The following is a 26,005-nucleotide window of genomic DNA, read 5'->3' on the forward strand; positions in this document are numbered from 1 at the left end:
CCCCGCGGCCGTCATCCGCCCGGCCGCGCCGGGGATGCCGGGCCGCGTCCGCCGGGGCAGGCTGCGGTCAACGGCCACCACCGCACAGACGAGGACCGAGCCATGTCCCACCAACGGCGTTTCGCGGTCATCACCGGAGCGGCGCTGATGCTGCTCACCGCCACCGCCTGCTCGGCCGGCAAGACCACCGTGGGCACACTCAGCTTCCGCGCGCACGATTCGCCGGTCGAACTGACCTACTCGAACACCCCGGTGCAGGGCTGCCACCGGATCGCCCTGCCGCACGGTGCCGCGCACGTGGAGAACAACACGCTCGTCGACATCGTCCTGTACCGGACACCGGGGTGTCAGAAGTCGGAGGAGGCGCCCGGGATCTACGTCGCGACCTCCCTGTCCAACGTCACGGCGCCCGACAGCCTGCCCTGGCGGAGCTTCAGCGTGGTCGGCAGCTAGGGGGTGTCTTGTCGATCAGGCCGGCCCCAGGGCCCAGCCGCTGAACCGGGCGGTGCCGCGGGCGCCGGTTCCGGCGCCGGCCGCGGTCATGAACAGTCCCGCGTCCTGGGCCGCCGCCGCGCCCGGGACGCTCACCCCGGCGACGGTCTGCCAGGTGCTCCCCCCGTCGGCCGAGCACTCGGCCGTGAACTCCGTCCGTGAGCGCCTGGTCAGGCGCAGCAGCGCGGGGGCCGCGAGGCCGGTGATCCGGCGCAGCGCGTCCAGCGTGCCGTCGCCGGTGCTGTCCCAGGAGAGCACGACACCCTGCGCCGGAGTGGTGGCCAGGTTGACGAAGCCGGCCGAGCCCGGCCGGTCCAGGCGGTTGCGTACGACGATGCCCGCGCGGGCCCAGCCGGCCGTGGGGTCCTGGGCGTCCACGCGCAGCCGGATGCTGACGCCGGCGGTGAGGGCGGCCGGCCGGTAGGCGGTGCCGAACTGCTCCAGGTGCCGCCACAGGTCGTCCCCCGCGCCGCTGATGGCGAAGCGGTCGCCGGTCTGGCCGAACACGGCCGAGTTGCTCGTACGGGTCCGCCAGCCGGGGTCCAGCGGGGCCGCCATCAGCAGGCTGCCGCGCTGGGTGACGGTGACCGGGTCGCGGCCCTCCGGCCCGTGGCGGACCGTCACCCGGAGGGCGTACGGGAGCGGCTGCAGGGGTTGCGCGGGCGGTCCGAGCGGCGCGCTGACCCGCCAGGAGGCCCGGACGGTGCCGCCCGGGGCGACCTCGCCGGCCGGGGGGCGGCCGAGCGGGGTGACCGCGGCGATGCCCTCGGGTCCGTCCAGGGCCAGGTCGACCGGTCCGGTGGCGCGCAGCCCGTTGTGGTTGCGGAAGGCGGCGGTGAGGGTGGCCGTGCCGCCCGGCGGGAGGGTGCGCGGCTCCAGGGTGAGGGTGGTGAAGCCCTGGTAGGGGGCGTCGGCGAGGGTGTCGTGCACGGTGCGGGCGGTGCGGTGGGGGTCGCCGGTGGGGCGGACCGGATGGCGTCCCCGGTCCTCGGTCCACGCCTCCTCCCTCGGGTAGAAGTCGAAGGCCGCGGGGGCCCGGTCGCCCTCCAGCGCCTCGGCGTGCTCCCGCAGGTACTCCTCCCATTGCGGCAGGTGCAGCCCTGCGATCAGACCGTGCCAGTCGCGGCCCGCGTAGTTGTTGAGGGTGGTGGCGGCCGGCCGGTCGGCCCAGGTGGTGATCAGGGCGCGGGCGGTGCGTTCGAGTCCCGCGGCCTCCGCGGGGTCGGTGGCGAACCGTTTGGCGGCCTCCAGCCAGGGGCCGAGCAGGAAGTCCCGGTGACAGCCGGCCATGGTGTCGGCCATCCGCATCAGTTTCAGCCAGAGGGCGGCCACCGGCCGGAAGGTGGCGGCGTCGCCGCTCAGCCACGCGGTGCGGAGCACCTGGTGGAGGGTGCGGGAGCGGTTGGCCAGGGCCTGCCGGGCCAGGTCGGTCAGGTCGTGGCGGTAGGCGTCGGAGGCCCGCAGGGCGGGTGCCACGTCGAGGAGGGCGGCGAAGGCCCGGTCGAAGCCCGCCTGGTCGAAGGCGGTGGCGGAGGAGGAGTGCAGCCGGGGCCGGCGGGTGAAGAGGGAGTCGTGGGGGCGGCCGTCCCTGCTGGTCAGCCGGTAGGCGGTGGCCGCGAGTCCGGCGAACGCGGTACGGGCGGCCGGGTCCGGGGCGCCGTAGCGGAAATCGGCGTACCGCGCGAACCAGGCGGCCCGGTCGATGGTTTCCTCCCGCCAGGCCAGCTCGCCGAACAGCTCGAAGGCCGCGGCGTCGCGGCCGGTGGCCTCGGGCATGTAGGCGGTGCCGGTGCAGGCGCTGTCCGGCTTGTCGCGCCAGGCGGGGAACTTGGCCGTCCAGCGGTCGGTGTTGGCGCCGATGGTGGTGCGGCCGCCGAAGTTGGGGATCGTCCCGAAGGCGTAGGGGGTGCCGGCCCAGTCCCGTTCCCGGTCGGTGACGGTGTCGAGGTCGGACAGTCCGTCCACGATGAGCAGGCGGCTCCTGTCGACGGCGTCGAGGAGGGCGGGCAGCGGGTTGTGCTGCCAGCCGAGGAGCACCCAGGTCGCGCCGGGGTGGGCGGTCTGCAGGGCGCGTTCCACGGCGCGGGCGGCGTCGGCGACCGGGACGTCGCCGGGGGTACCGCCCTCGTGCAGCAGGTCCATCTTGAAGTGGTCGGCGTCACCGAGGAGTTCCCGCTGGTGCCGGTAGAAGGCTGCGGCGGCCTCGGCGAACGGCGGGGTGCGCGGATCGAGCCAGTCGGGGCGGCGCATCCCGCACCAGGTGCCCTGCGGGACCACGCGGGCGGTGGGGTGGCGGTCGGTGAACCCGTCGGGAACGGCGCCGAACCAGCCGGGCAGTACGGGCCGCATGCCGTACGCGCGGAGCCGGTCGGTGATCCGGCGGCCGAGTTCGGCGCGGCGGGCGATGATTCCGGCCGAGAGCGGGCCTCCGTAGCCGCTGAGGTTCTGCAGCAGCCACCAGGGCTGGTGGGAAGGGGCGGGCAGCCAGGCCCGGGCCTCGGCGTCGGTGTACCCGCAGTCCAGCAGGAGGCGGTGGTGGACGGCCTCCTGTCCGACGGTGACGAGGACCTGGTTGCAGCCGTGCAGGGCCAGGTCGTCGATCAGCCGCTCCCAGTGCGCCCAGTCGGCGTAGGGGCCGGTGTAGCCGTCGTGGGTGTCGTTGAGGGCGAAGCGGTTCGGGACGGTCGCGGACCGCTCCAGCGGCCTGCCCGGTGCGGGCAGTACGGCGGGCAGGTCCGGGCGGCCGCCCGACGGGGACAGGTGGGTGCGGCAGACGTACTTGAGGTACCAGTGAACTCCGGTCAGGAGGACGGCCGGGCCGGTGCCGGTGACCTCGATCCGGCCGTCGGTGCCGGTGACCTCGAACCGGTCGCGGCCGGCCGCCGCGGCGGATTCGAGCCGCAGGACGAACTGGGCGGCGTGGCGCGGCAGCAGGCGGTACAGGGCCTCGTACGCGGCGGCCGGTGTGGCCGCCGGCGGGGTGGCCGGGCGGGGCGCGGCGGGTTCCGCGGCCGGGGCGGGGAGGGCGGTCGCGGGGAGGGCGGTCGCGGCGGGCGCGAGTGCGGGCAGCCCCGCGGAGAGGCCCACCGCCCCCGCCCCGCCGAGCAGGGCACGCCTCGACAGCACGTCCATCTGTGTCCTCCGTGGTGCTGGTGCGTCGCGCGGGGACGCCGAAGTGACAACGGGCTCTTGCGGAGCGCAGGTTACCGGTACGGATCGGGAGATCCCGGGCGGCACGGGCGGGACACGGGCACCGGTCCGCCCGCCGGACCGTTCAGTCCCGGTGGTGACCGGCCAGCACGGAGCACAGGGCGTCCAGCGCCCGCGGGTAGCCGTGCCGCGAGGCGGCGGCGAACCCCACCAGGAGTCCCTCCGGGCCGGCGTCCGGCCGGTGGTGGAGTTCCCGCAGTCCGCGCAGCGCGATCCCGCGGCGGGTGCACGCGTCCAGCAGCGCCGTCTCGCCGGGCCCGCCGTCCGGGAGGGTGACGAGGGTGTGCAGGCCGGCCGGGACCCCGTGCGGGGTCAGCGCGGGGAAGGCCGACAGGCGGGCCAGCAACTGCTCGCGGCGGCGGCCGTACGCGGTGCGGGCGGCCCGGACGTGGCGGTCGTAGGCGTGGGTGCGGATGAGGTCGGCGAGGACGAGCTGCTCCAGGGCGCCGGTGTACAGGTCGGCCTCCGCCTTGGCCGCCACGACCGGGGCCACCAGGTCGGGCGGCAGCACCATCCAGGCCAGCCGCAGGCCGGGGCCGAGCGTCTTGGACGCCGTGCCGCAGTACACGGTGTGGCCGGGAGTGAAGCCCTGGAGCGCGCCGACCGGCCGGCGGTCGTAGCGGAACTCGCCGTCGTAGTCGTCCTCCAGGATCAGCCCGCCGGTGGTGCGCGCCCACCCGCCCAGCAGGGGGCGGCGGTCGGGGGCCAGCGGCACTCCGGTCGGATAGTGGTGGGAGGGCGTCAGCATCACGGCCGCGGCCTGCGGCGGCAGCGCGTCCACGCGGGCACCGCCGCCGTCCACGGGGAGCGCGGGCGTCGCGAGGCCGGCCCTGCGGAGGGCCCCGCGGTAGTGGTCGTGACCGGGGTCCTCCACCGCCACGGCGGTGGCGCCGCGCTCCCGCAGTACGCCGGCGAGCAGACGGACCGACTGGTGGAAGCCCGAGGTGACCACCACCCGGTCGGGCGTGGTCAGCACTCCCCGGGTCCGGCCCAGGTACCCGGCGAGGGCGGTGCGGAGTTCGATCCGGCCCCGGGGGTCGCCGGGGCCGAAGACCCCGGGGCCGGCGGAGGCCAGGATCCTGCGGGTGGCGGCCAGCCAGGCGCGGGCCGGGAAGGCGCTCGTGTCGGGGAGGCCGGGGCGGAGGTCGTGCCGGGGCGGGTCGGGGACGGGGACCGGGGCGGCGGGGGTACGGGCGGCGGCCGGGACGTCCGCGACACGGGTGCCGGAGCCCGGACGCACCGTCAGGTATCCCTCCTCGGCGAGCTGGTCGTAGGCGGCGGTGACCGTGCCCCGGGACAGGCCCAGTCCGGCGGCGAGGGACCGGGTGGACGGCAGCAGGGTGGCGGGGGCCAGCCGTCCGGACCGCACCGCCTCGCGGAGCGCGGATTCGAGGGCGAGCCGGCGTCCGCCCGCGGCACCGGGGTCCAGGTGCAGGTCGAGGCCGGCCCCCTGGGGCGCCGAACCGGACCGGTTTTCCGACATGCAACCGGATCTTACGACCGGTCCGGTGGCGTCATACGGTCGGCCCGTCCGCACATCGGCGCACATCGGCGCACACCGAAGTACACCGACGCACACCGCAACGCACCGCCTCCGGAAGGACTTCCGCTCCGTGACCCTCATCGCGCACCTCAGCGACATCCACATCGACACCGCGGACGGAGACCGCAGCGCCGCCCGCACCCGGGCGGTCATGGACTACCTGGAGGACCTGCCCGTGGACCTCGACGCGGTGGTCGTGACCGGGGACATCGCCGACCACGCCCGGCCCGAGGAGTACGGGCTCGCGCGGGAACTGCTGCTCGGCTCCCGTCACCCGGTGCTGGTCTGCCCCGGCAACCACGACGACCGCGCGGCCTTCCGGCAGGGCCTGCTCGGCCTGCCCGGCTCGGCGGGTCCCATCAACCAGGTGTTCCGCACCTCCGGTTGCGTCATCGCGCTGTGCGACTCCTCGGTGCCGGGGAAGGACGAGGGCTTCCTGGAGGACGAGACCCTGGCCTGGCTGGAGGAGGTGCTGGCCGGCACCCCTGCCGGAACCCCCGTCCTCGTCGGCTTCCACCACCAGCCCGTGCCGCTGCACACCCCGTACGTGGACCAGTGGCGCCAGTTCGGCGAGGAGCGGCTCGCCGCCCTCACCCGGCGGTACCCGGACGTCGCCGGCTTCCTCTGCGGGCACACCCACACGGCGACGGCGACCGTGTTCGCCGGGCGTCCGCTGCTGGTGGCTCCCGGCGTGGTCTCCGCGCTGCGGCTGCCCTGGGAGCACCCGGCCGTCCCGTCGCCGCACGTGCACCTCGGGCTGCCGCCCGCCGTCGCCTTCCACGTGCTCGACGGCGACGGGCGGCTGACCACGCACTACCGCATCGTGGACGCGAGCAGCGGGTTGGGCAGCGGAAGGTAGCGGGCGTCCGCGCCGTCCGCGCCGGTCCACCGGAGCAGCAGGTTGGTCTTGCCCGGCAGGGTGGGCGCGGCCAGCAGGGCGTCTATCTCGGGCAGCGGGTTCCCGGCCCGGTACCGCAGGAGTTCACGGCGTACGGCGGGCCAGAGGGAGCCGGCCGCGCGCGGGTGCCGGGCGGCGAGGGCGGCCGCGATCTCCGTGAGGTGGTTGACGAAGAGGCAGTAGACCAGCCGTTGCCAGCCCGCTTCCCGGGTCACGGCGGGCAGCCGCTTGACCCCCTCCGCGTCCCGGAACAGGGCCTGTGCCGGGAGACCGGCCGGGTCGAGGGCGATCAGGGTGTTCTGCAGGTGCGCCTCCACGACCACGCCGTCCCGCGCGTACACGTCGAGCACCGGCGGCAGCACCCGGCGCAGGTAGGCCACCCACCAGGCGACGGGGTCGGGCAGACCGTCGAGCGGGCCGCCGGAGAAGCCCTCGGCGAGCGAGGCGGCCAGCAGCGGGGTGGTGCCGGGCAGCAGGTGCTGCCGCAGGCCGTCGCGGACCAGGACGGCCAGTTCCTCGAAGGCGAAGGCCGCGGTGCGGTAGCCGCGGTCGCTCAGCCAGGCCGCCGGCGCCCCGTCCCGCCCGGCTTCCCGGCCCGCCTCCTGCCCCGGGGCCGTCCGCAGTCCGGCGAAGGCCGCGGTGACGGCGGCGTCCGTCTCGCGCAGCGCCAGCAGGTCGTGCCGCCACAGACGGCGCACGTCGTTGGTGATCCGCACGTCCAGGCTGAACTTGACGAACAGGTCGGCGGCCCCGCCCCGGCCCGGGACGTGGACGGTCCGCACCGAGGCGGTGGGGTGGACGTGCCCGCCGGAGCGGCCGAGGCGGATCAGCCGCCCGTCGGCGAGGGCCTCCCGGATCTCGGGGGCCCCGGAGACCAGGGCGAACTGCCAGGGGTGGGCGGGCAGCAGCCGGTAGCCGCGCGGCGCGGCGGGCCCGTTCAGCAGGTCGGACAGGCCGTCGACCGCGTCGGCGGCCGGCCGGCCGCCCTCCTCGGCCGCCTGGTCCTCGCGCACGGCGAGGAACTCCAGCGGGAAGCTCGCGTGCGCCTCCGGTGCGTACGGCAGCCAGCGGGAGGCCGGGCCGCCCCCGCGGGTCTTGGGCGCCGGATGGCAGGGGTGTCCCATCACCAGGGCCTGCTCCGACCGCAGGTAAGGGTCCTCGGGTGCGGCCGCCCCGGCGCGGGCGGCGAGCAGCGCGGCCACCGCGTGGCGGCTGTCCGCCATCTCCACCGGGAGCTCGCCGTTCGGCACGCCCGTGAGCCGGTACAGCTCCTCGGCAGTGATCTTGATGAGTTCGGCGTGGCCGACCGGCCGCCAGCCGCGGGCGGTGCGCAGTTCGGGCCGGACCGGACGGCGGCCGCCGGAGGTGCGGAGGAGCCGGCCGGTGGCGCGCAGCCGGTACGCGCCGCCGCCGACATGGTCGGCCACCTCCTGGAGCAGACAGTTCAGGAGCGGTGCGGAGGCGTACGCGTCGGCGGCGTCAGAGATGTGCTTCACGGATTCCTAGTATCCGTGGTGAGAACCATCGAAGCGGAAGCGGGTACTTGACATGGACCACCGGTACGACGGGCGCGACCGGGGCGGCGCCGCATCGCCGGCCGAGGACGCGATCGCCGGCGAGCTGGCCACCGTACGGCCGGCCCTGCTGCCGGGGTACGAGGCGGCCCTCCCGGCGGCGCGGGCGGCGGTTCTGACCCGGCTGTGGCGGGGGCTGGTGATCGATCCGCTGCCGTGGGTGGTGCGGCGGGAGGACGGCGCGGAGGGCACGGAGCTGCTGCTGGCCGGGGGCGCACGGCTGCGGGGCCCGCGCCCGGATCCGTACGCGACGGCGGCGTACGTGACGGCGGTCCGCCTGGACGGGCGGGAGTTCCGGCGGGCGGCGGCGCTGGTGCGGGCGCTGGGGCTGCCCGCGGGGGCGGGGTTCGCCGCCGAGCTCGACCACAGCACCGCTTCGCTGGCGCTCTCGCTGGCGTCGGCCGCCGCCCGGGACGGGCGGTCCGGGGCGCCCGGCGGGGCCGTGGCGGGCTGGGAATGGGAGCAGAAGGTGGTCGACGGGCATCCGTACCATCCCAACTGCCGTTCCCGGCCCGGTTTCTCGGTGGCCGAGCAGCTGGCGTACGGGCCGGAGCACGGCGCGGTGGTGGAGCTGGGCCTGGCGGCCGTCCCGGTGGACGAGAGCCTGGTGACGGGCGACTGGCCGGACGCTCTGCGGGACGCGGGGCGCGTCCTGGTGCCGGTGCATCCGTGGCAGGCCGAGCACGTGCTGAAGTCCGCGCCGGAGGCGGGGGCCGGGATCGCGGCGCATCCGCTGATGTCCCTGCGGACCCTCGCGCCGGCCGCCGGGGGGTGGCCGGGGACAGGCGCGGGGCTGCCGGCCCCGCACGTCAAGACCGCGCTGAGCAGCCGGCTGACCTCCTCCGTCCGGGACATCTCGGTGTATTCGGTGGAAACGGCCGCGGCGGTCTCGGAGTTCGCCCAGGCACTGGCGGAACGCCTGGACGGGCGGCTGCGGTTCACCCGCACGCTGGCCGCGGCGACCGCACGCACCCCGGACCTGGCGGCGGTGCTGCGCGAGGCGCCCGAGGTGTACGCGGCGCCGGGCGAGCGGGTGGTGCCGGTGGGGGCGCTGGCGGCGACCGGACTGACCCGGTCGCCCGGCTGGACCGCGGAGTTCGCGCGGCTGGCGGTGGGCGCCTGTCTGAAGGTGCTGGAGCTGGGCGTGGCGCTGGAGGCGCACGGCCAGAACCTCCTGGTGGTGCTCTCCCCCTCCGGTGCGCCGGTCCGGCTGGTGTACCGCGACCTGGCCGACGTACGGATCAGTCCGGCGCGGCTGGCGCGGCACGGGCTGACGGTGCCGCCGCTGTCCGGGCGGCTGGTCACGGATGAGGTGACGACGCTGCGGCGGAAGCTGTTCGGGGCGCTGCTGACCGGTGCGCTGGGCGGCGCGGCGGGGTCGGCGGAGGCCTTCGGGGCGGCGCTGGCGGCCGCCGCGGCGGACCTGCCGGACACCGAGGACGGTCTGGCCCTGCGGACCCGGCCGCTGCCGACGAAGGCGCTGACGCTGATGCGGCTCAGCCCGGGTACTCCGGGCGACCAGTGGACGACGGTGCCGAACCCGCTGGCCTGAGCCCGCCGGACCTCGCCCGGCCCGCCGGCCCGGACCCGCCCGCCGGCCCAGACCCGCCTGCCCGCCGGCCCGGACCTGCCGGTGTCCCGGCCTCCTCGTGGGGGCCGGGACACCGGTCGTGCCGGGCCGCCGGGCGGCAGGCGTCGTGCGGCGTGCCGGGGTCAGCGCTTGCGCTGGCCGACGATCGCGCGGGTGACGATCGGCGGGAGCAGGTCCTTGGCGAGCTTCTTCACCTTGGACTGCGGGCGGCGCACCGGCGCCGGGGCCGGCCGGGCGGCGACCGGGGCGGGCTTGGGCGCGGGGGCCGGCTCGGGCTGGTAGCGGGACTCCGGCAGGACCGGGGCGACGGCGTGCTCGCCGCCGATGCGGATCAGCGGGGCGCCGGCGACCTCCTCCACTCCGTGCCACAGGTCCTTGCGGGTCTCCAGCCAGGCCAGCAGCTCCTTGCGGACGGGCTCGGCGTCGCCCCAGGTGGCGTAGAGCTTGGTGCCGGTGATGCAGATCGCCTTGAGGTCACCGCGGTCGACGGCGCCCCAGACGGCGGCGGCGACACCGGGGCAGTGCTCGGAGCGGTAGTCGTCGAAGACCACGACGGCTCCGGGGGTGGTCACCACGCGGGACGCGGCGATGTCCCCGTGCACGTGCTCGTAGAGGTGCGAGGCGTCGATGTGCACGAAGCGGCAGCTGTCGGCACGGACCCGGTCCGCGACCACCGAGGTCGTGGCCATGATCACGGTCGGCAGCTCGTCGTGGAAGGCGAGGTAGTTGGCCTCGAAGGCCTTGCGGGTGAGGGTGGAGTAGGAGCCCTCCATCTCCTTCTCGTTCGACGCGTCGGGCGCGGGCGAGTCGAAGAGGTCGCACACGGTGAACCGCTCGCCCTCCTGGAGGTAGCTCCCCAGGAAGATGGCGCTCTTGCCCATGTAGGCACCGAGTTCGAGCAGGTCGCCCCGCTGTCCCTCGTCCTCGTTCTGCCGCGTGAGGAACCAGTCGAACATCAGCTGGTCGACGGCCCAGAACCAGCCCTTCACATCATCGAGCTTCGTGGGCGGTGCGGGGACAACGGCGGGGGCTTCTGACATGGAGCGGTCTTCCTCCGTATGCGCGGCTCGGTTCCCCAACACAGGTTCGCTGAGCGGGAATCTTCTGCATGGGGAACCCTAGACGCCGGACGCGGATCCGCAATGCCCCTCGGACAAGTGACTGATCAGTTTGGAGCTTCCGTTCTCCCCCGCGGGGGCCGGAATGGCCCCCTCCGCCATCGGTTGGACACCACGCCGGGTCCGCCGGGGGTTGCCGAGCGTCCGGGGGGCGGGCGGGAGGCCCGGGGCGTCGAGCGGGTCCGCGGGCGGCAGGGCGAGGTGCCGGCGCAGGTCGGCGACGGCCGAGCGCAGGGCGGCGTGGATCAGTTCGGCCCCGGGGCGGGCCGTGACCAGTGCGTTCGCGGTCGTCTCGATGGCCTCCACTGCGTCTTCGGCGGCGGCCCGGCTCCACCGGCCCGGCCCGGCGGCGTCACAGGTGGCAGGCGGCCTCCGCGACGGCATCGGCCCGCTCCCCCACCCCCGGCGCGGCAGTGCTCGGCAACAGCTCCATGCCCTGCTCAACGACGCGCTCGCGCAGGCGTCATCGTGTGAGGATCCCTGCCATGACGATGAAGGGGATCAGAGGGTGGCTGCCCGGGCACCGGGTGCCGGGCACAGCGGAGTTGTGGGCGGGGCTCGGGGCGCCGCGGCGGGCCCGGCGGGTGGGCAGCAGTCCCCGCTCCCGGGTGTGGCGGGTGGAGCTGGACCATGGGCCGGTGGTGGTGAAGCAGGCGGTGGACGGGACCGATGCCGGGGAGCGGTTCGACCGGGAGCTCACGGCGCTGCGGCTGGCCGGGCGGCGTGCGCCGGGGCGGCCGGGCGGGCCGGACCTGCCGGACCGGCCCGCGGTGGTCCCGGAGGTGCTGGCCGTGGATCCGCGGGCCAGGGTGCTGGTGCTGGAGCACCTGGAGCACCGGCGGCCCGCCGCCGACTGGACCGTGGGGTACGCGGCGGCGCTGGCCCGGCTGCACGCCGCCGGACGGGCGGAGGACGCGGGGGCGCTGCCGCGCTGGGCGGGGCCGGGCGAGCGGGACGTGGAGGCCTTCCTCGGGCTGGCGGACCGGCTGGGCGCGGCGGCTCCGGCCGGGGCCCGGGAGGAGCTGTCCGCCCTGGTGGAACGGCTCGCGCAGGCGCCCGGACACGCGCTGCTGCACGGCGACCCCTGCCCGGGCAACGACCTGCACACCGCGGACGGGGTCCGGTTCGTCGACTTCGAGCAGGCCTCGCTGGGCAGCGGGCTGATGGAGCTGGCGTACCTGCGGATCGGCTTCCCGACCTGCTGGTGCGTGACGGCTGCCGAGGAGCCTCTGCGGGCGCGGGCGGAGGCCGCATACCGGGAGGCCTGGCGGGCGGAGACCGGCACGGACGTGGCGGTGGACGGCCTGGTGGACGCGTGCGCGGGCTGGCTGGTCCGGGGGGACGCACTGGTGCCCCGGGCCCGCCGGGACGGCCGGGACCATCTGGACCGGGCGGCCTCCCGTGACTGGTCCTGGGGCACGGCCACCGCCCGGCAGCGTCTCGCGCACCGGCTGGGGGTGGTGGCGCGGCTGGCGGAGAGCAGGCCGGAGCTGTCCGCGACCGCCCGGCTGTGCGACGCGCTGCGGGAGCGGATGCGGGAGCGCTGGCCGGCGGCCGGGGCGGCCGTACCGGCCGAGCGGCCGGAGGACTGAAGGCCTGCGCGGGTCTACGGCTGTACGGCCGCGGCGGGCTCGGCCGCAGGGCCGCAGCAGCCTCGGCCGGCAGGCTCAGACCAGGGCCGCCCACTGCAGCCACAGCGGCAGCAGGAGCAGGGCGGCCACCGAGCTCTTGATGACCAGTGCGGCCGAGAGGTCGACGTCGACCTCGTAGCGCTGGGCGAAGATGAACAGGTTCTGCGGGGTGGGCATCGCGGCCAGCAGCACCAGGTACGCCAGCCAGTCGCCCGACACCCCGAACAGCCCGCCGCACACCGCCCAGGTGAGCAGCGGGAAGCCCAGGCACTTGAAGGCGACGATCGCGGCCTCCTCGGCGGTGGTGCCCCGCAGGTTCAGCCCCAGCCCGCCCAGGTGCAGACCGAGGGCGAACAGCGCGACCGGGGAGGCGCTGTCGCCGACGAAGGCGAACCCGTCCAGCAGGGGCCCGGGGAGCGGCACGGACAGCAGGTTGAGCACGATGCCTGCGTTGCAGGAGAGCACCAGCGGGGTGGCCAGGGAGGCGGCGACCGCCCGGAGGGGCCGGCCGCCGGTACCGGGGCGGCCGAACTCCATCACCGTGATCACCACCAGCGAGAGCACGCACACCTGGAACAGCAGGACGGGGAAGACGGGAGCGGCCGTCCCGAACACGGTGATGAACACGGGGACGGCGAAGTAGGCGGTGTTCACCTGCACCGAAGCCATGATCCGCAAGGCCGCCCCGCGGGCGCCCGTGCCCCCGTACAGCCGGGCCGCCAGCCCGACGCCCAGTACCGCCAGGGCCGCCGCCGTCGCGTAGCCGAGGATCCCGCGCCAGTGGAAGAGGGCGCCCAGGTCGCTGGCGTAGATGTTGCCGAAGAGGTAGCAGGGGACGGCGAAGAGGAAGGCGTAGTCGGCGAACACCTTCGAGGTCTCGGCCGGGACCACTTTGCGCCGGGCCAGCAGCACTCCCCCGCCGAAGGCCAGGACGACCGGTATGAGTTTTTCCAGTGCCGCTGCCGTTCCCATGCCCCGCGCCCCGTTCCGTCCGCTCCCGGCCGTCCGCGTGGTGGCGTACCGGCCCCGTACCGTCGCACCTGTGGGTGCGCCCCGGAGCCTACGCCGCCGCGATCACGGACCTTGCGGACCGCCCGGGTCGGGCGTCCCGACGGCCGCCCCGACGGGCTGTCAGCGCGAGCCCGGACAGGAGGCGTTGACGCGTCGCGGCGGCCGGGGAGCGGCCGGACCGGGCCCGCCGTCTCGCACCGTGGACCAGGGCCGTCATATGCCCGGCCGACGGCGGCGGGTGGGCTATGTTGGACACGAGTGGCGGAAAATAAGGAGGCACGACGGTGCCATCGGGGCAGCGGGCACGCGCGCAGGCGGCCGCGATCACACCCAGCGGCCAGGCGCCGGCGCACGAACGCGCCCCGGCCGACCGGGTCCGCGCCCTGTTCAACGGGCACCGGCTCTCCCCCGGCCAGCGGCGGATCGCCCAGTACCTGATCGACCACCTCACCGAAGCCGCGTTCCTGTCGATCACCGAGCTCGCCGAGCGGGTCGGGGTGAGCCAGCCCTCGGTGACCCGGTTCGCCACCGCGCTCGGTTTCAGCGGCTACCCGGCCCTGCGCGAGGTGCTCCAGCCCATCGCGCTGAGCGCGGTGGCCGGGACGCCGGAGGGCAGTGAGGAGACCCGCCGCAACGAGCTCCAGGCGGCCGTGGACGCCGAGATCGCGAACCTGGAGAACGTCCGCCGGCTGCTCGCCGACACCGACCAGGTCCTGGACCTCGGGCGGGAGCTGGCCAGGTCGGTGCCGGTGACCGTGCTCGGCCTGCGGATCTCGGTGTCGCTCGCGCACTACTTCGCGTACGCGGCCCGGCGCATCCACCCCGACGTCCGCCTGATCACCGAGGGCGGCAGCGTCGCCTACGACACGCTCATGCAGGCCCGTGCGGCCGGCGGCACGTGGGTGCTGGCCTTCGCCATGCCCCGGCACGCCAAGGAGACCCTGGCCGCCCTGCAGGCCGCGCGGAGCGCCGGGCTGCGGGTCGCACTGATCACGGACCTCACGCTGGGTCCCCTGGTGGAAGAGGCGGACGTGGCACTGACCGCCGCCACCGGCTCGCGGCTGGTCTTCGACTCCTACGCGGCGCCGAACATCCTGTCCGCGGCGGTCCTCCAGGCGATGGCCGACGCCGATCCGGAGCGGACGCAGGCGCGGCTGGAGAACTACGAGCAGGTCGCCGAACAGCACGGCTTCTTCCTATAGGTCTGCTTTCTCCCCTTTTTCTCCCGTGTTGGGGCGGTTCGCCACGCTGGGGTGCATTTTCATGCGCATCCTGCACATGAAATTTTTCATTCCCTTGCTTACTCGACGGTATATATGTTTACTTCAGGCCACACGGACCACTGCGGCCGGCGACTCCTCCTCACGTCGGCCAGTCGATGCGCCGGACGGGCCCCACATCCCGCACGGCGCACAGGCGGCCTCGGTCACCCCCTGGGCCGAGGCCGCCTCCCCTCTCTCGATCACCGTTCGACCCCTCGGAAGCGACGAGAATGCCTCAGACCGCTCAGCCGGTACGCACCGCACTCAGCCCGGACTGGCCCTGTCAGGTGAAGGCCCCCGGCACGCACGACTGGGAGCGCACCGCCGCCCGCTGGCTGCGGGACCTGCTGCCGGCCCGCTACGCCGGCTACTCGACGCTCACCCGCCACCACGTCCTGCTCGCCCGCCACGCGCAGCTCCAGGTCCAGCACGAGATCCGCGCCGTGCGCGTGGCCCTGCACACCAGCCGGCAGGAGCTGCCCGCGCTCGGGGTGGCCGAGGGCGTCATAGAGAACTCCATCCGGATGTACGCCGTCGAGCTGGAGCAGCTGAACCGTCTCGCCCGGGGCATCCGCCTGGTCAGCGAGGCGCTCGCGCGTCCCTCGGCCCGCCCCTGAGGCGGCCTGGTCCCCGGCCGGCCCCTTCCCCAGGGCCGGCCGGCCCGGAAAAAGGACACCCCCGGATCCGAAGGAGCGGATCCGGGGGTGTCCCCGGTGCGGCGGCCGGGCCAGGGCCGGGCCGGCGCACCGGGACGGTGTGCGCGCCGGGTCAGGCGATGGACGCCGCGACCACCGCGGCGACCGCGATGTTGCAGGAGGCCGTCACCCAGACCGCCGGGTGCGGCTCGGGGTCGACCACTATGGCGCCGAGCTTCCCCGGCGTGACCAGGTCGAGCACCAGGAACGCGATACCCATCAGCACCAGGCCGAGGACGCCGAAGGCCGCCGTCGAGATCAGGCCCTTGCCGAAGTCGTCGTAGGTCGTGAAGATCGACGTGAAGACGATGCCCCCGATGCCGAGCAGAGCCGAGCTCAGCAGAACGGCGGCATTCCGGTTCCGGTCCTCCCAGATCTGCCTGCCGAGCTTCCCGGGCGTCAGCACGTCCACCAGGACGATGCCGAGGATCAGCAGCACCAGGCCGAGAGCACCGTACGCAGAGGTGCGGCCAAGTCCGTTGATGATGTCGCTCATTGAGAAGCCTGTCTCCGGGGAGTGGTGGAACCGGGTGGATGGGAAGGTGAATCTATCGCACCGATGGCGGAAAGCCGATGGCCGGGGAGGGGTGCACCATGCGGGTCAGGGCCGCACGGGCGGAGGAGGCGGAGGCGCTGACGGCGCTGGTCCGCCGTTCGAAGGCGCACTGGGGGTACGACGAGGAGCAGTTGGCGTCCTGGGAGCCCGCGCTGCGCATCGAAGGGACAGAAGTCGGCCACCGACGGATCGTGGTGGCGGAGGACCCGGACGGGGTCCGGGGCGTGGCGTCTCTGGAAGGAGCGGGCGGGGCTGCGGAGGCCGTGCTGGGCCTGCTGTTCGTCGAGCCGGAGGCGATCGGGCGCGGCGTGGGGCGCGTGTTGTACCGGTATGTCCTGCGCCGGGCCCGGCAACTGGGCGTCCGGCGGCTGCTCGTCGACGCCGACCCGCACGCGGCGGGGTTCTACCGGGCGATGGGGGCGGTTCCGGAGGCGGAGCCGGAGCCGGGGACGGCGGACGGACTGATCCGGTTCACGGTGGAGTTGCCGCCGCCCGCCGGCTGGGTGGCCGCGTGGACCGGCGGGCACCGGGCGGTGCACCTGGGCAACGTCGCCGAGTTCAACGCCCAGTTCCGCGACCCCTCGCTGGACGCCTCCCAGTACGCCGCCCACCACTACGCCTCCCTGGCCGCCCTCTACACTCCCCACCCGGCTGCCCTGGTACTGCCCCTCCCCGTCCCGCCCGGCTGGCTGGAGCTGCTCTCCCGGGAACTGGCCTGGGACGGGGTGGAGCTCTACGAGGGACTGGCGGACGAGGCCGGCCCCGGCCTGTCCGGGGCCGTGGCGGCCCGCCCGGCGCTGGCCGGACGGCTGCGCGCGCTCGGCCTGCCGCTCGTACCGTGGGGCCGGACGGAGTCCTTCGGGCGGCTGTCCGGCCGTCCACTGCCCGCCGGGGCACTGCTCCACGAGTCGAAGGCCGCTTCGAACGGCCTGTTCCGGCAGCTGGCCGCGGACGGGGCGCATCCCGGGATCGTGGTGCCCCGGCAGTGGCCCGCCCCGACCCGGCGGGCCGCGGCCCGGCTGCTGTCCGAACGGACGCGGGCGGGCCTGGCCACCGTCCTCAAGTCCGAACACGGCGTCGGCGGCTCGGGCACCACCGTGGTCACGGCGGAGCGGGTCAGGGAGGAGGGCGGCGCCCGCGCCGTACTGCGCGGGCTGCCCCGCGGCCCCCTGCTGGCCGAGGAGTTCGTGCCCGTCGGTACCGACGCCGCGTCGCGGGACCTGACGTATGACGGCTTCGTGGACGCCGACGGCACGGTGCACGAGGTGGGCGCGGCGGTGATGCACGTGGTCGGCACCGGCTACCGCGGGGCGACGGTGGGCCCGGGCGTGGTCCCGGAGCCGCTCCTGGGCCCGCTGCTCGCGTTCGGGCGGGCCGTGGGCGCGGAGCTGGCGGCCTCCGGCCACCGCGGCTGGTTCGACGTGGACTTCGTGGCGGACGACCGGGGCCGCCTGGCCCCGGTCGAGACCAACCTGCGGCTGACCGGCCCCTCGATCGCCTTCATGGCGGCCGCGAGGCTGGACGAAGTCCGGGGCGGCCGCCACGTCGTACGCATCCTGGACCGCGTGGAACTGGGCGCCCGCCTGCCGGACGCCCAGCTCGCCCCGTTCCTCCGCTCCCTGTCCCGCGGCTGCGCGGACCTCGGCGCGGTCTTCCTCCCGGCGATCGCGACGGCCGCCTTCGCCCGGGCCCCGTACCTGGGCGTACTGATCGCCGCACGCACGGCGGCGGCGGTGGACGCGGCGGAGGAATGGGTACGGGAGGAGGCGCGGGGACTGGGCCGGATGTTCGAGACCGCCGGTCCGTAGGGCTCATCGGGGGCGGCACACGGGGCCTGTCGACTCGCCCGGCAGATAGGCCGCCCTTTCCTCCGGGGTGAGGTCCCGGTTGACGGACCGGCAGATCGCCTTGATCGCTGCGGAAGGCTGGGGAAGCACGGTGTTCCAGATGCGCACGGTCATGTCCGCACTGCCCGAGGCGAGAGTACGGCCGTCAGGGCTGAACGCCACCGCATGCACTGCGCCGGTGTGACCGCCCAGGAACGCTCTCGGCGCACGGCCCGCCACATCCCACAGTTCCACGTTCCAGTCGTGGCTGCCGCTGGCGAGGGTCCGGCCGTCGGGACTGAACGCCAGCGCGCTCACCGTGTCCCCGTGTGCGGTCAGAGTATGACGGGGCTTGCCCGTGGCCGCGTCCCACAAGCGCACACTGCGGTCGGCGCTCCCGGTGGCGAGCGTGCGACCGTCCGGACTGAACGCCACCGCGTACACCTGGTCGCCATGACCGGTCAGAGTATGACGGGGCTTGCCCGTGGCCGCGTCCCACAAGCGCACACTCCGGTCGGCGCTCCCCGTGGCGAGCGTGCGACCGTCCGGACTGAACGCCACCGCGTACACCTGGTCCCGGTGACCGGGCAGGGTCCCCAGCGGAGCACCCGTGGCCGCGTCCCACAACCGCACGCTGTGGTCGGCGCTGCCCGTGGCGAGCGTGCGACCGTCCGGACTGAACGCCACCGCGTAGACGCCGCCGATGTGGTCGCCCAGCACAGTACGGGGCTTGCCCGTGGCCGTGTCCCACAGGCGCACAGTGCGGTCGGAGCCGCCGGTGGCGAGAGTACGGCCGTCAGGACTGAATCGCACCGAATCCACCTGCCCGCTGTGCCCGGCCAGGGTCCTGCGCGGGACACCTGCCGCCGCGTCCCACACCTGCACGTTGTTGTCGGTGCTCCCTGTGGCAAGGGAGCGGCCGTCGGGACTGAACGCCAAGGACAGCACCGCTCCGGTATGCCCCGTCAGCGAAGTGCGGGTCGCGCCCGCTGCCAGGTCCCACAGCCGGACAGTCCAGTCGTGGCCCGCACTGGCGAGCGTGCGACCGTCGGGACTGAACGCCACCGAGGACACGAAGTTGGAGTGCCCGGACAGGGACGTGCGGGTGGCTCTCGTTGCCACGTCCCACAACCGCACGCTGCGGTCCGTGCTTCCGGTGGCGACGGTACGGCCGTCAGGGCTGAACGCCACCGAATACACCTGGCCGGCGTGGCCGGCCAGCGCGCCCCTCGCAGCACCGGTGTCCGGATCCCACAAGCGTGCGGTGGCGTCAGCGCTGCCGGTGGCCACCGTACGGCCGTCACCGCTGAACGCCACCGCGAGCACCATGTCCGTGTGGCCCGAGAGCGTGGCCCGGGGCTTTCCGGCGGCCAGGTCCCACAACCGCGCGGTGCGGTCGAAACTGCCGGTGGCCAGGGTGCGGCCGTCGGGACTGAAGGCCACCGCGTACACCTGGTCCCCGTGCCCGGTCAGCGTGTCACGGTGGGCGCCGGTGGCCGTGTCCCACAACCGGACGGTGCGGTCGGCACTTCCGGTGGCGAGGCTCCGGCCGTCAGGGCTGAACGCCACCGAATACACGGTGGCGGTGTGCCCCGGCAAGGTCCTGCGCGTCTGCTCGGTGGCGAGGTCCCACAACCTCACGGTGCGGTCGTGGCTGCCGGTGGCCAGCGTACGGCCGTCAGGACTGAACGCGACCGAGAAGACCGAGTCCTTGTGCCCCCGCAGAGTGGCCCGGAGCGTGCCGGTGGTCACGTCCCACAGCCGCACCGTGGTATCGGAGCTGCCGCTGGCGAGCGTGCGGCCGTCAGGGCTGAACGCCACCGTGCTCACCGCGTAGGTGTGACCGGACAGGCGCCGGTACTGCGGGAGCGCTGCGGCTGCTTCCAGGCTTTCGAAGGCTTCTGCCGTGGGACTGGTCCGGTACGCCTGGACCGCGAGCAGCGACGCCAGTTCGGGATCCGCCGTGAGGAATTGATTGGCCTTGGCGGAAAGCTGCCGGGAGAGGGCCGCCTCCCGTGAGTCCACGGCTGCCCGCCACTGCCAGATCGCGCCGCCCGCAGCGAGGAGTGCGAGGGCGAGGAAGGCGCCCAGGAGCGTGTTGAGACGCCTGCTGCGCCGGATGACGGCCTGCTGGCGGTCCTTGCTCGCGGAGAGGAAGGCCGTGATGTCGGACGGGAGACGGCGCTGTCGTGACCATTCGAGGCCCTCGGCGAGCGCCGTGCCCCCGAGCAGGTCTCCGGGATCGGCCTTGGCCGCCCAGCGGGACCGCCGTTCACGGGTGCGGTCGAGCCACTGGTGGAAGTGGCGGTCCTGGCTGACCCACTCCCGCAGGGTGCCCCAGTCGCGGATGAGGGCGTCATGGATGAGTTCGGCCACTGCCTGCCCGGGGGCGACGGAGTCCTCGGTGGCGCGGAGCGTCTGCGTGGTGATGATGCGATGGCGCGTGAGGACGGCGAGGACCTCGCCGACCGCTTCGTCCTCGCCGGGGCCTCCGGCCATCTCGCGCAGCTCGTCCAGAGGGACTTGCGCGCGTACGGGAGGGATCCGGCGGCCGGGGTCGGCCGGCCGGACCAGGGAGGTCAGGATCCGCCGGGCGATCGGCCGCTGCTCGGCAGGCAGCTCGCCGATGGCGGAATCGCACCACGTCGTCAGGCTGCCGCCGACCGCACCGATGCGCCGGTACGCGTCGTGTGTCAGGTGGCCGTCCTGCCGCCGCTGCCACAGCTGGCTGAGCGTGAGCTCCAGCAGGGGCAGCACGGTGGCCGGCGCCTGGCCGTACTCGGCCGCCTCCGGGGTGATGGCCAGGACATCGGTGATGATCTGCTCGGTCAGCCCCGGCTGGAGGTGGGCGCCCGCGTCCTGGGCCGGCCGGACGATGATGTCGTGCAGGTCCTGCCGGCTCAGGGTGCCCGGCACGTTGAGCAGTCCCGGCGTCGCGGCCTCCAGAAGCCCGGGCGCCTGAGCTGCCAGTTGCGGATAGAAGTCGTCCCGCATCACCAGGACCACACCGATCCGGGCGTCCGAGTCGAAGGCCGTGATGATCCGCTCCGCGACGGCCCGCGGGTCCGGAGAACCATCGGCCGCGGGCTGGGTGAACAGCTCCTCGAACTGGTCGATCACCAGGAGGACCCGCTGCCACGCCGGCTCGGCCGCGAGTCTGCGCGCGACGGCCGTGCCGATGCCCTCGGTGACGGCACCGGGCAGTCCGGCCCGCTCCAGCTCGGCCAGGAGGTCCTTCCGCGGCCTCGCCATCACCGGCAGCCAGCGGTCGCTCCCCGGCAGCTCGCCCCCGGCCAGCGCACGCAGCACACCGGCCTGGACGAGCGAGGACTTGCCCGATCCGGAGGGCCCGAGCAGCAGCGTCAGCCGCCGCTGCCGGCCCAGGTTCGCGACGGCCTGCCGCACGGCCTCGTTCCGGCCCTGGAACCAGCGCGCGTGCTCGGCGGTGAACGGCTCCAGGCCCCGGTACGGGGAGACGTCCTGCACGGCCAGCTCCGGCAGGATGTCCCGCAGCACCTCCGTGGGCGTGACGTAGGCGATGCCCTGTCCGCGCCGGAACGCGTCGGGGGCGGTGATTTCCGTGAGCATGCCGATGACCAGGCCGGTCACCTCGTCGAGGACCGGGCCGCCGCTGAAGCCGGTGGTGAAGTCGTTGGCCCTGGTCAACTGCAGGTAAGCGCCCCTGCTCTCGCTCGCCGGGAGTAGATCGCCTGCCTGGCCGAACCCCCAGTGGCCCCCCGCGGCAGCCTGGGCGGGGAAGCCGAAGGAACGCACCTCGTGACCTCGGCAACCCACCGCCGATCCCAAGGGCAATGGCTTCAGCCCGGCCACTGCCGGCGTGTCGCTCAGCCGGACGACCGCGACGTCTTCGTCCTCGGGGTCGCGCCACGGCCCCTCCAAGACCTGCCCCTCGGCTTCGATGGCCTCGGCCGCCCGGGGGAAGGACAGTCTCACGGAAGCACCCGGACCGCCGCCTGCAGCGCGGACGACGTGGGCACAGGTGACCAGGACGCCTTCGGCCACCAGGAAACCCGCCCCGGCGACCCGCCCGTCCGCACCGAGGATCCGGGCCACGGAGGAGCGCAGTGCCGATGCGATGCCGCTGACGCCGTCGCTGACGCCGTCGCTGACGCCATCGCTGTCCACCGGATCAGTCCTGACCGTCGTCCGGGCGGTGAGGAACGGGTTCCTCGTCCCGCTTCCAGCACATGCTCACCGTGAGGTGGCAGTTGGCGCGGGTCTTGGTGATGACCACGCCGGCCTCCACCGCCAGGTCGAGGCCGAACTCGACCGTGATCTCGTCCGGCCGGGCCTTGCGCAGCTGGTCGAGGGTGACCCTGGCGGCCTCCGTGACGGGCTCCAGGGCCTCGCGCAGGGTGAGGGGCAGTTCCTGGATCGCCTCGCCGATACGGCCCGCTTTCACCGGGCCCTCGAGCTCGGTCGGCTGGTCGACCAGGATCGAGCCGCCGCCGTCCAGCGGAATGCGCGTCAGAGGTGCCATGACGCCTCCTCTGCCTGCCGTGCCCGCCCCGGATGAGGGGCGGCGGTGTGGCCAGCATCGCGGCGGCCGCCGCCCGCCGCACCCGGGGGTACGCCGCCCGGGTGCGCCGCCGCCCGCGGGAGCGGTCCTCCCCCGGGCGGCGGTGCGCGCGGTGTGCGCGGTGTGCGCGGTGCGCGCCTCTAGGAGGAGGCGGGGTAGACCTGCTTCACCTTGCCGTTGAGGTCGGCGGTGAGGTAGCCGGTGGCGTGGTACTCGTTGGAGAGGTAGATCTTCAGGCGGGGCTCGTCCTTGGCGAACATGTCGGGTTCGACCAGCACGTAACGCATCGTCGGCTTCTCCACCTTGAGCTTGCTCTCGGCCTGCTGCATGAGTCCGGGCAGCACGTCCCAGTTCACCTTGTCCAGGTCGACCGGCTTGGCACCGTCCAGTACGGTCCCGCCCGGGCCGAAGCGCGACATGCCGCCCTGGTACCGGTAGCTGTCGTAGGCATTCGCCGGGGACTTCACCGGTACGTTGATCATCGCGTACTCGCCGTAGATGGAGAGGCGCACTACGTTCGCGCTCCCGGTCTCGTCGCGCACGGCCGCCGTCAGGGCCCGGCCGCCGGCCGGGGTGAGCAGGTCGTCCGGGTCGTCCGTCGTGGTCGTGGCGGCGCCGCCGCTCTTGCCCGTGCTGGGGCTGCTCGTCGGCCCGGTCTTGGAGCCGCTCGGGGTGCTGCCCGGGCCGCTGCCGCCTGAGGGGCCGGCCGAGGACGTCGCCTCGTCCTTGCCGCCGCCGTCCGGCAGCAGCCACTTGACGGTGCCGACCGCCCCCGCCAGCAGCACACCGATCACCACCAGGAACACCACCACCGGGACCCCGCGGCGGACGGGCGGAGCGGGCTGCGGCGTGCCCAGGCCGACCGGAGTCGTGGCGGCACCCGGGGCCGGCGGGCCGAAGCCGTTCGACGGGGAATAACCGGACATCGGGCCGTACCCCGTGGGGACGGTCGGCTGCCCGCCCGTCGAGTACCCGGGGCCGGAGGACGGAAAGCCGGCGGGGGGTGAGGCCGGAGCCGGGGCGGGGGCCGCGGGCGCGCCCGAGGCGGGCACCGCGCGGAGCAGTGTCTCCAGCCGCGCCGCGTCCGGCCGGGCCGCCGTGTCGCGGACGAGGAGTTCGGACAGCACCGGTGCGAGCGCGCCCGAACGCGAGGGGTACGGAAGGGGTTCGTCGAGCACGGCGACGACGGTCGCCATGGCGGTGGCCCGCCGCAGGGGGTGCACGCCCTCGGTGGCCACGTACATGGTCATGCCGAGCGACCACAGGTCGGAGGAGGGGTTGCCCTCTTCGCCGCGCACCCGCTCGGGAGCGATGTACTCGGGGGACCCGACCAGGTCACCGGTGGCCGTGAGGCCGGAGGACTCGGGCAGGACCGCGATGCCGAAGTCGGTGAGGACGGCGCTGCCGTCGGGGCGCAGCAGCACGTTGGCGGGTTTGACGTCGCGGTGGTGCACGCCGGCCGCGTGTGCGGCCCGCAGCGCGGACAGCACGTCCAGGCCGATCCGGACCACCTCGTCGACGGGCAGGGGGCCCTGCGCCAGCCGGTCGTGCAGGGAACCGCCCTGGACCAGCTCCATGACGATCCACGGGTGCGAACCGTCCTCCGGTTCGACGATGTGGTGGATGGACACGACGTTGGGGTGGGCGAGCCGGGCCAGGGCCTGTGCCTCCCGGATGGCCCGCTGCCGCAGTTGCAGGGCGATGTCCGGCCGGGCCTCGATGAGCGCCGGATCGGCGGGCCGTACCTCCTTGAGCGCGACGTCCCGCTGCAATGCCGTGTCCCGGGCCCGCCACACGGTGCCCATGCCCCCGCTGCCCAGCCGGGAGATCAACTCGAAGCGGCCGTCGACGAGACGTCTGCCGCCCTCACTCGTATCCATGGCTGCACATCGTAGGGACTGCCCGGACCATTTCGTTCCGCAGGGCCCCGCCCACCCCGTCGCCGCGGTCTATCCGTTCCGGGGCTTGTCCGGTTTGTGGACGGCCCAGACGCCCACGACAGCCGCGGCGATCATGAGCGGGATGTTGAAGGTGTAGACCAGGGCGGCCTGGCGGGACCAGTCCGTTTTGGCCGCCAGCCGGTAGAAGTTGTCCTGTGGCCACCAGGCCATGAGCAGGTAGGCGATGGCCAGGTGGGCTGCTCGGGAGAGGGCTTCCGGACGGCCGGACCGCAGCATCCTGGATCGGGCGGAGAACAGGAAGGCCACTCCGACGCCGAAGGCCAGGCATTCGAAGAGGTAGAGGACGAAGAAGAGGAAGGCCCACGGTCCGGGCACGCCGCTGAGGTCGGTGGAGCCGGGCCAGATGAGGTTGGTGAGGGCGAGGGCGATGAAGCCGAGGACGAAACCCGCGCAGCCGATCGCGCAGGACGGGTTCGACCCTCCGGCGATGGCCCGGCCGTACTTGCCGCCGCTGTCGTCGGCGGCGGGCCCGGGCGGCAGCGGGAGGGCCGTGCGGTCCTCCCGGCCGGCCCGGTCGCGGGGCAGCTCGGACAGCCGGACGACGGTCGCCGGTATGTCGCCTCGCGGGAGGAGCAGGCCCTTGAGGTGGTCGCGCAGTTCGGTGTCGTCCGGCATCCGGGGCGGGCCGTCCGGACCCCGTGCGGTGGTACGCGCGGACGGGGTGACGTAGGCGATGAGGCGCTGGCCCCCGTCGGAGTCCGTGACGGCTCCGACGAGGGCGCCGCCGATGGCCGGGTGCTCACGGACGAGGGCCTCGATCGGGTACGGGTCCACCTGGCGGTGGCCGAACGCGAAGCGGTCCCCGGCCCGGCCGGTGAACTCCAGCGGCCCGGCGGGGTGGTACCGGCCGAGGTCGCCGGTGGGGACGAAGTCACCGCCGCCGGGCGGACGGAGGTGGATCTCACCTTCGCGGACGTCCACACCGCAGCCGGGGAAGGGCTTGCCGAGCAGGCTGTGGCGGGCGGCGTCGGCCACGGGACCGTCGAGCTGCGCCAGTTCGAACCAGGTGCCGGTGCCCGCCGTCTCGGCGGTGCCGTAGACGTTGAGCAGGCGGGCGCCGGCGGGCAGAACGTCCTGCGCGGCGGTCTGCTCGTCGAGGTGGAGGCGGTCCCCGGTGACGGAGACCAGGCGGAGCGTGCCGAGCTCCGGAGGCGGGGCGGCGCCGGTACCCGTCAGGGCCGCCAGGCCGCCGGGGTCGGTGTGCAGGACGGTCACCCGCTCGGCCGCGACCAGGTGGCGCAGGGCGCCGCCGGCCGGAACCGGGAGCGCCGGGCCGGGCGCGACCAGGGTGCCGCCGGTGGACAGGGCCCGGGGCCAGCCCGCGGCGAAGGCGGTGACGTCCGGGCGGGCGGTGAACAGGTGGCGGTCGCCCGGGCCGAACCCCGCGATACGGATCCATGCGTCGAGGGCGGCGAGCAGCTTGCCCCGGCCGATCCGTACGGCCCGGGGCTCGGGCCCGCCGGTGAACATCACGGCGACGGCCTCCCAGGCCACCGTCCAGGGGTAGCTGCTCGGACGCGGCGACACCATCGCCCCGGCGGCGGCAGCACGCCCGGGCCTGCTGTCGGCGCGGCTCCGGGCCGGCGCGTCCGCGGCGGAGGAGACATCGGCGGACGGCTCCTCGTCGATCCGGATCACCCGCTGGACGCGTCCGGAGTCCAGCCTGGCCCAGTGGCGGGAGTCCGTGACAAGCACGAACGGCCTGAGGGCGCCGAGCTGCCGGACGGCGGTCACGGCCGCCTCGGGATCGACCAGGGCGTACGCCACGCCGGCCTTGAGGGCTGCGATCACCGCGGTCACCGCCTCGGCGGGGTCGGGCACGCCGACGGCGACGACGGCACCGGACGGAGGGCGCTCGGCACGCAGCCGGCCCGCCAGCCGGGCGGCCCTGCGGTCGAGTTCCCCGTAGGTGAGGACCGTCCCTCCGGTGGCGACGGCGGGCGCGTCGGGGGTGTCCCGGGCCCACTGCTCGAAGCGGTGGAGAACGCTGTCGGTGGTGTCCGGAGTGCCCGGACCGGAACGCTGCGACTCGGGTTCCTGCTTCATGGCCCGATGATGCCACCGGCCACCGACAGTGCACCGGCTGGGAACCTGCTT

18 protein-coding genes are annotated in these 26,005 nt (G+C 74.6%); 7 read left to right on the forward strand and 11 right to left on the reverse strand.

From position 1 onward, the window contains the following. Nucleotides 1-102: 102 nt before the first annotated feature. Nucleotides 103-453: a hypothetical protein gene (locus ACGFQ9_RS02235; protein WP_393570250.1), complete on the forward strand. Its 351-nt coding sequence runs from the start codon at nucleotides 103-105 to the stop codon at nucleotides 451-453. Between the two features lie 15 nt (nucleotides 454-468). Here the strand turns inward: ACGFQ9_RS02235 and ACGFQ9_RS02240 are convergent, their stop codons facing one another. Both ACGFQ9_RS02240 and ACGFQ9_RS02245 read right to left on the reverse strand, forming a co-directional pair. Further along, nucleotides 469-3,624, reverse strand: coding sequence for an alpha-N-acetylglucosaminidase TIM-barrel domain-containing protein (locus ACGFQ9_RS02240; RefSeq protein ID WP_393570252.1), 3,156 nt, complete (start codon nucleotides 3,622-3,624; stop codon nucleotides 469-471). Nucleotides 3,625-3,766: 142 nt separating this feature from the next. Beyond that, nucleotides 3,767-5,185: a PLP-dependent aminotransferase family protein gene (locus ACGFQ9_RS02245; protein WP_393570253.1), complete on the reverse strand. Its 1,419-nt coding sequence runs from the start codon at nucleotides 5,183-5,185 to the stop codon at nucleotides 3,767-3,769. A gap of 130 nt (nucleotides 5,186-5,315) precedes the next feature. Here ACGFQ9_RS02245 and ACGFQ9_RS02250 point away from each other — a divergent pair, with 130 nt between their 5' ends. Then, on the forward strand, nucleotides 5,316-6,104 hold the full coding sequence (locus tag ACGFQ9_RS02250) for a metallophosphoesterase (protein ID WP_393570255.1): 789 nt from the start codon (nucleotides 5,316-5,318) through the stop codon (nucleotides 6,102-6,104). Here the strand turns inward: ACGFQ9_RS02250 and ACGFQ9_RS02255 are convergent. Next, complete coding sequence (locus ACGFQ9_RS02255; RefSeq protein ID WP_393570257.1) at nucleotides 6,059-7,639, reverse strand: IucA/IucC family protein; 1,581 nt, start codon at nucleotides 7,637-7,639, stop codon at nucleotides 6,059-6,061. The genes ACGFQ9_RS02250 and ACGFQ9_RS02255 overlap by 46 nt on opposite strands. A 52-nt stretch (nucleotides 7,640-7,691) precedes the next feature. Between ACGFQ9_RS02255 and ACGFQ9_RS02260 the strand changes: the two genes are divergently transcribed. Further along, nucleotides 7,692-9,269: an IucA/IucC family protein gene (locus ACGFQ9_RS02260; protein ID WP_393570258.1), complete on the forward strand. Its 1,578-nt coding sequence runs from the start codon at nucleotides 7,692-7,694 to the stop codon at nucleotides 9,267-9,269. A gap of 161 nt (nucleotides 9,270-9,430) precedes the next feature. Here the strand turns inward: ACGFQ9_RS02260 and ACGFQ9_RS02265 are convergent, their stop codons facing one another. Together ACGFQ9_RS02265 and ACGFQ9_RS02270 are read right to left on the reverse strand one after the other, a co-directional pair. Further along, nucleotides 9,431-10,348 carry a class I SAM-dependent methyltransferase gene (locus ACGFQ9_RS02265; RefSeq protein ID WP_393570260.1) on the reverse strand — a complete coding sequence of 306 codons (918 nt, stop codon included), beginning with the start codon at nucleotides 10,346-10,348 and terminating at the stop codon, nucleotides 9,431-9,433. Nucleotides 10,349-10,426: 78 nt separating this feature from the next. Next, nucleotides 10,427-10,810, reverse strand: a complete 384-nt coding sequence (locus ACGFQ9_RS02270) for a hypothetical protein (RefSeq protein ID WP_393570262.1) — start codon at nucleotides 10,808-10,810, stop codon at nucleotides 10,427-10,429. 101 nt (nucleotides 10,811-10,911) lie between these two features. On the opposite strand from ACGFQ9_RS02270, the gene ACGFQ9_RS02275 reads away from it, so the two are divergent. Continuing rightward, nucleotides 10,912-12,018 carry an aminoglycoside phosphotransferase family protein gene (locus ACGFQ9_RS02275; protein ID WP_393570264.1) on the forward strand — a complete coding sequence of 369 codons (1,107 nt, stop codon included), beginning with the start codon at nucleotides 10,912-10,914 and terminating at the stop codon, nucleotides 12,016-12,018. A 75-nt stretch (nucleotides 12,019-12,093) separates the two neighbouring features. Here ACGFQ9_RS02275 and ACGFQ9_RS02280 read toward each other — a convergent pair whose 3' ends face one another. Then, nucleotides 12,094-13,029: an AEC family transporter gene (locus ACGFQ9_RS02280; protein WP_393570266.1), complete on the reverse strand. Its 936-nt coding sequence runs from the start codon at nucleotides 13,027-13,029 to the stop codon at nucleotides 12,094-12,096. 323 nt (nucleotides 13,030-13,352) lie between these two features. On the opposite strand from ACGFQ9_RS02280, the gene ACGFQ9_RS02285 reads away from it, so the two are divergent. Both ACGFQ9_RS02285 and ACGFQ9_RS02290 read left to right on the forward strand, forming a co-directional pair. After that, complete coding sequence (locus ACGFQ9_RS02285; protein WP_393570268.1) at nucleotides 13,353-14,270, forward strand: MurR/RpiR family transcriptional regulator; 918 nt, start codon at nucleotides 13,353-13,355, stop codon at nucleotides 14,268-14,270. 290 nt (nucleotides 14,271-14,560) lie between these two features. After that, nucleotides 14,561-14,947: a hypothetical protein gene (locus tag ACGFQ9_RS02290; protein WP_393570270.1), complete on the forward strand. Its 387-nt coding sequence runs from the start codon at nucleotides 14,561-14,563 to the stop codon at nucleotides 14,945-14,947. A gap of 151 nt (nucleotides 14,948-15,098) precedes the next feature. Here ACGFQ9_RS02290 and ACGFQ9_RS02295 read toward each other — a convergent pair whose 3' ends face one another. Next, nucleotides 15,099-15,521, reverse strand: coding sequence for a DUF350 domain-containing protein (locus tag ACGFQ9_RS02295; RefSeq protein ID WP_393570272.1), 423 nt, complete (start codon nucleotides 15,519-15,521; stop codon nucleotides 15,099-15,101). Nucleotides 15,522-15,619: 98 nt separating this feature from the next. On the opposite strand from ACGFQ9_RS02295, the gene ACGFQ9_RS02300 reads away from it, so the two are divergent. After that, the gene (locus ACGFQ9_RS02300) at nucleotides 15,620-17,389 is read left to right on the forward strand and encodes a GNAT family N-acetyltransferase (protein ID WP_393570274.1); all 1,770 of its coding nucleotides are present in this window, start codon (nucleotides 15,620-15,622) and stop codon (nucleotides 17,387-17,389) included. Between the two features lie 3 nt (nucleotides 17,390-17,392). On the opposite strand, the gene ACGFQ9_RS02305 is transcribed toward ACGFQ9_RS02300, so the two are convergent. The 4 genes from ACGFQ9_RS02305 to ACGFQ9_RS02320 all read right to left on the reverse strand — a co-directional run bounded on the left by ACGFQ9_RS02305 (nucleotide 17,393) and on the right by ACGFQ9_RS02320 (nucleotide 25,954). Further along, a complete protein-coding gene (locus ACGFQ9_RS02305) occupies nucleotides 17,393-21,553 on the reverse strand; it encodes a trypsin-like peptidase domain-containing protein (protein WP_393570276.1) in 4,161 nt (1,386 codons plus the stop codon). 4 nt (nucleotides 21,554-21,557) lie between these two features. Further along, the gene (locus tag ACGFQ9_RS02310) at nucleotides 21,558-21,908 is read right to left on the reverse strand and encodes a CU044_2847 family protein (protein ID WP_393570277.1); all 351 of its coding nucleotides are present in this window, start codon (nucleotides 21,906-21,908) and stop codon (nucleotides 21,558-21,560) included. Between the two features lie 179 nt (nucleotides 21,909-22,087). After that, nucleotides 22,088-23,827, reverse strand: coding sequence for a serine/threonine-protein kinase (locus ACGFQ9_RS02315; protein ID WP_393570279.1), 1,740 nt, complete (start codon nucleotides 23,825-23,827; stop codon nucleotides 22,088-22,090). A gap of 69 nt (nucleotides 23,828-23,896) precedes the next feature. Continuing rightward, nucleotides 23,897-25,954 (reverse strand): AMP-binding protein, encoded by a 2,058-nt coding sequence (locus tag ACGFQ9_RS02320; RefSeq protein WP_393570281.1) that lies wholly within the window; start codon nucleotides 25,952-25,954, stop codon nucleotides 23,897-23,899. Nucleotides 25,955-26,005: the final 51 nt, after the last annotated feature.

Source organism: Streptomyces sp. NPDC048603 (assembly GCF_043199475.1).
In the GTDB taxonomy this organism is placed as follows: Bacteria; Actinomycetota; Actinomycetes; order Streptomycetales; family Streptomycetaceae; genus Streptomyces.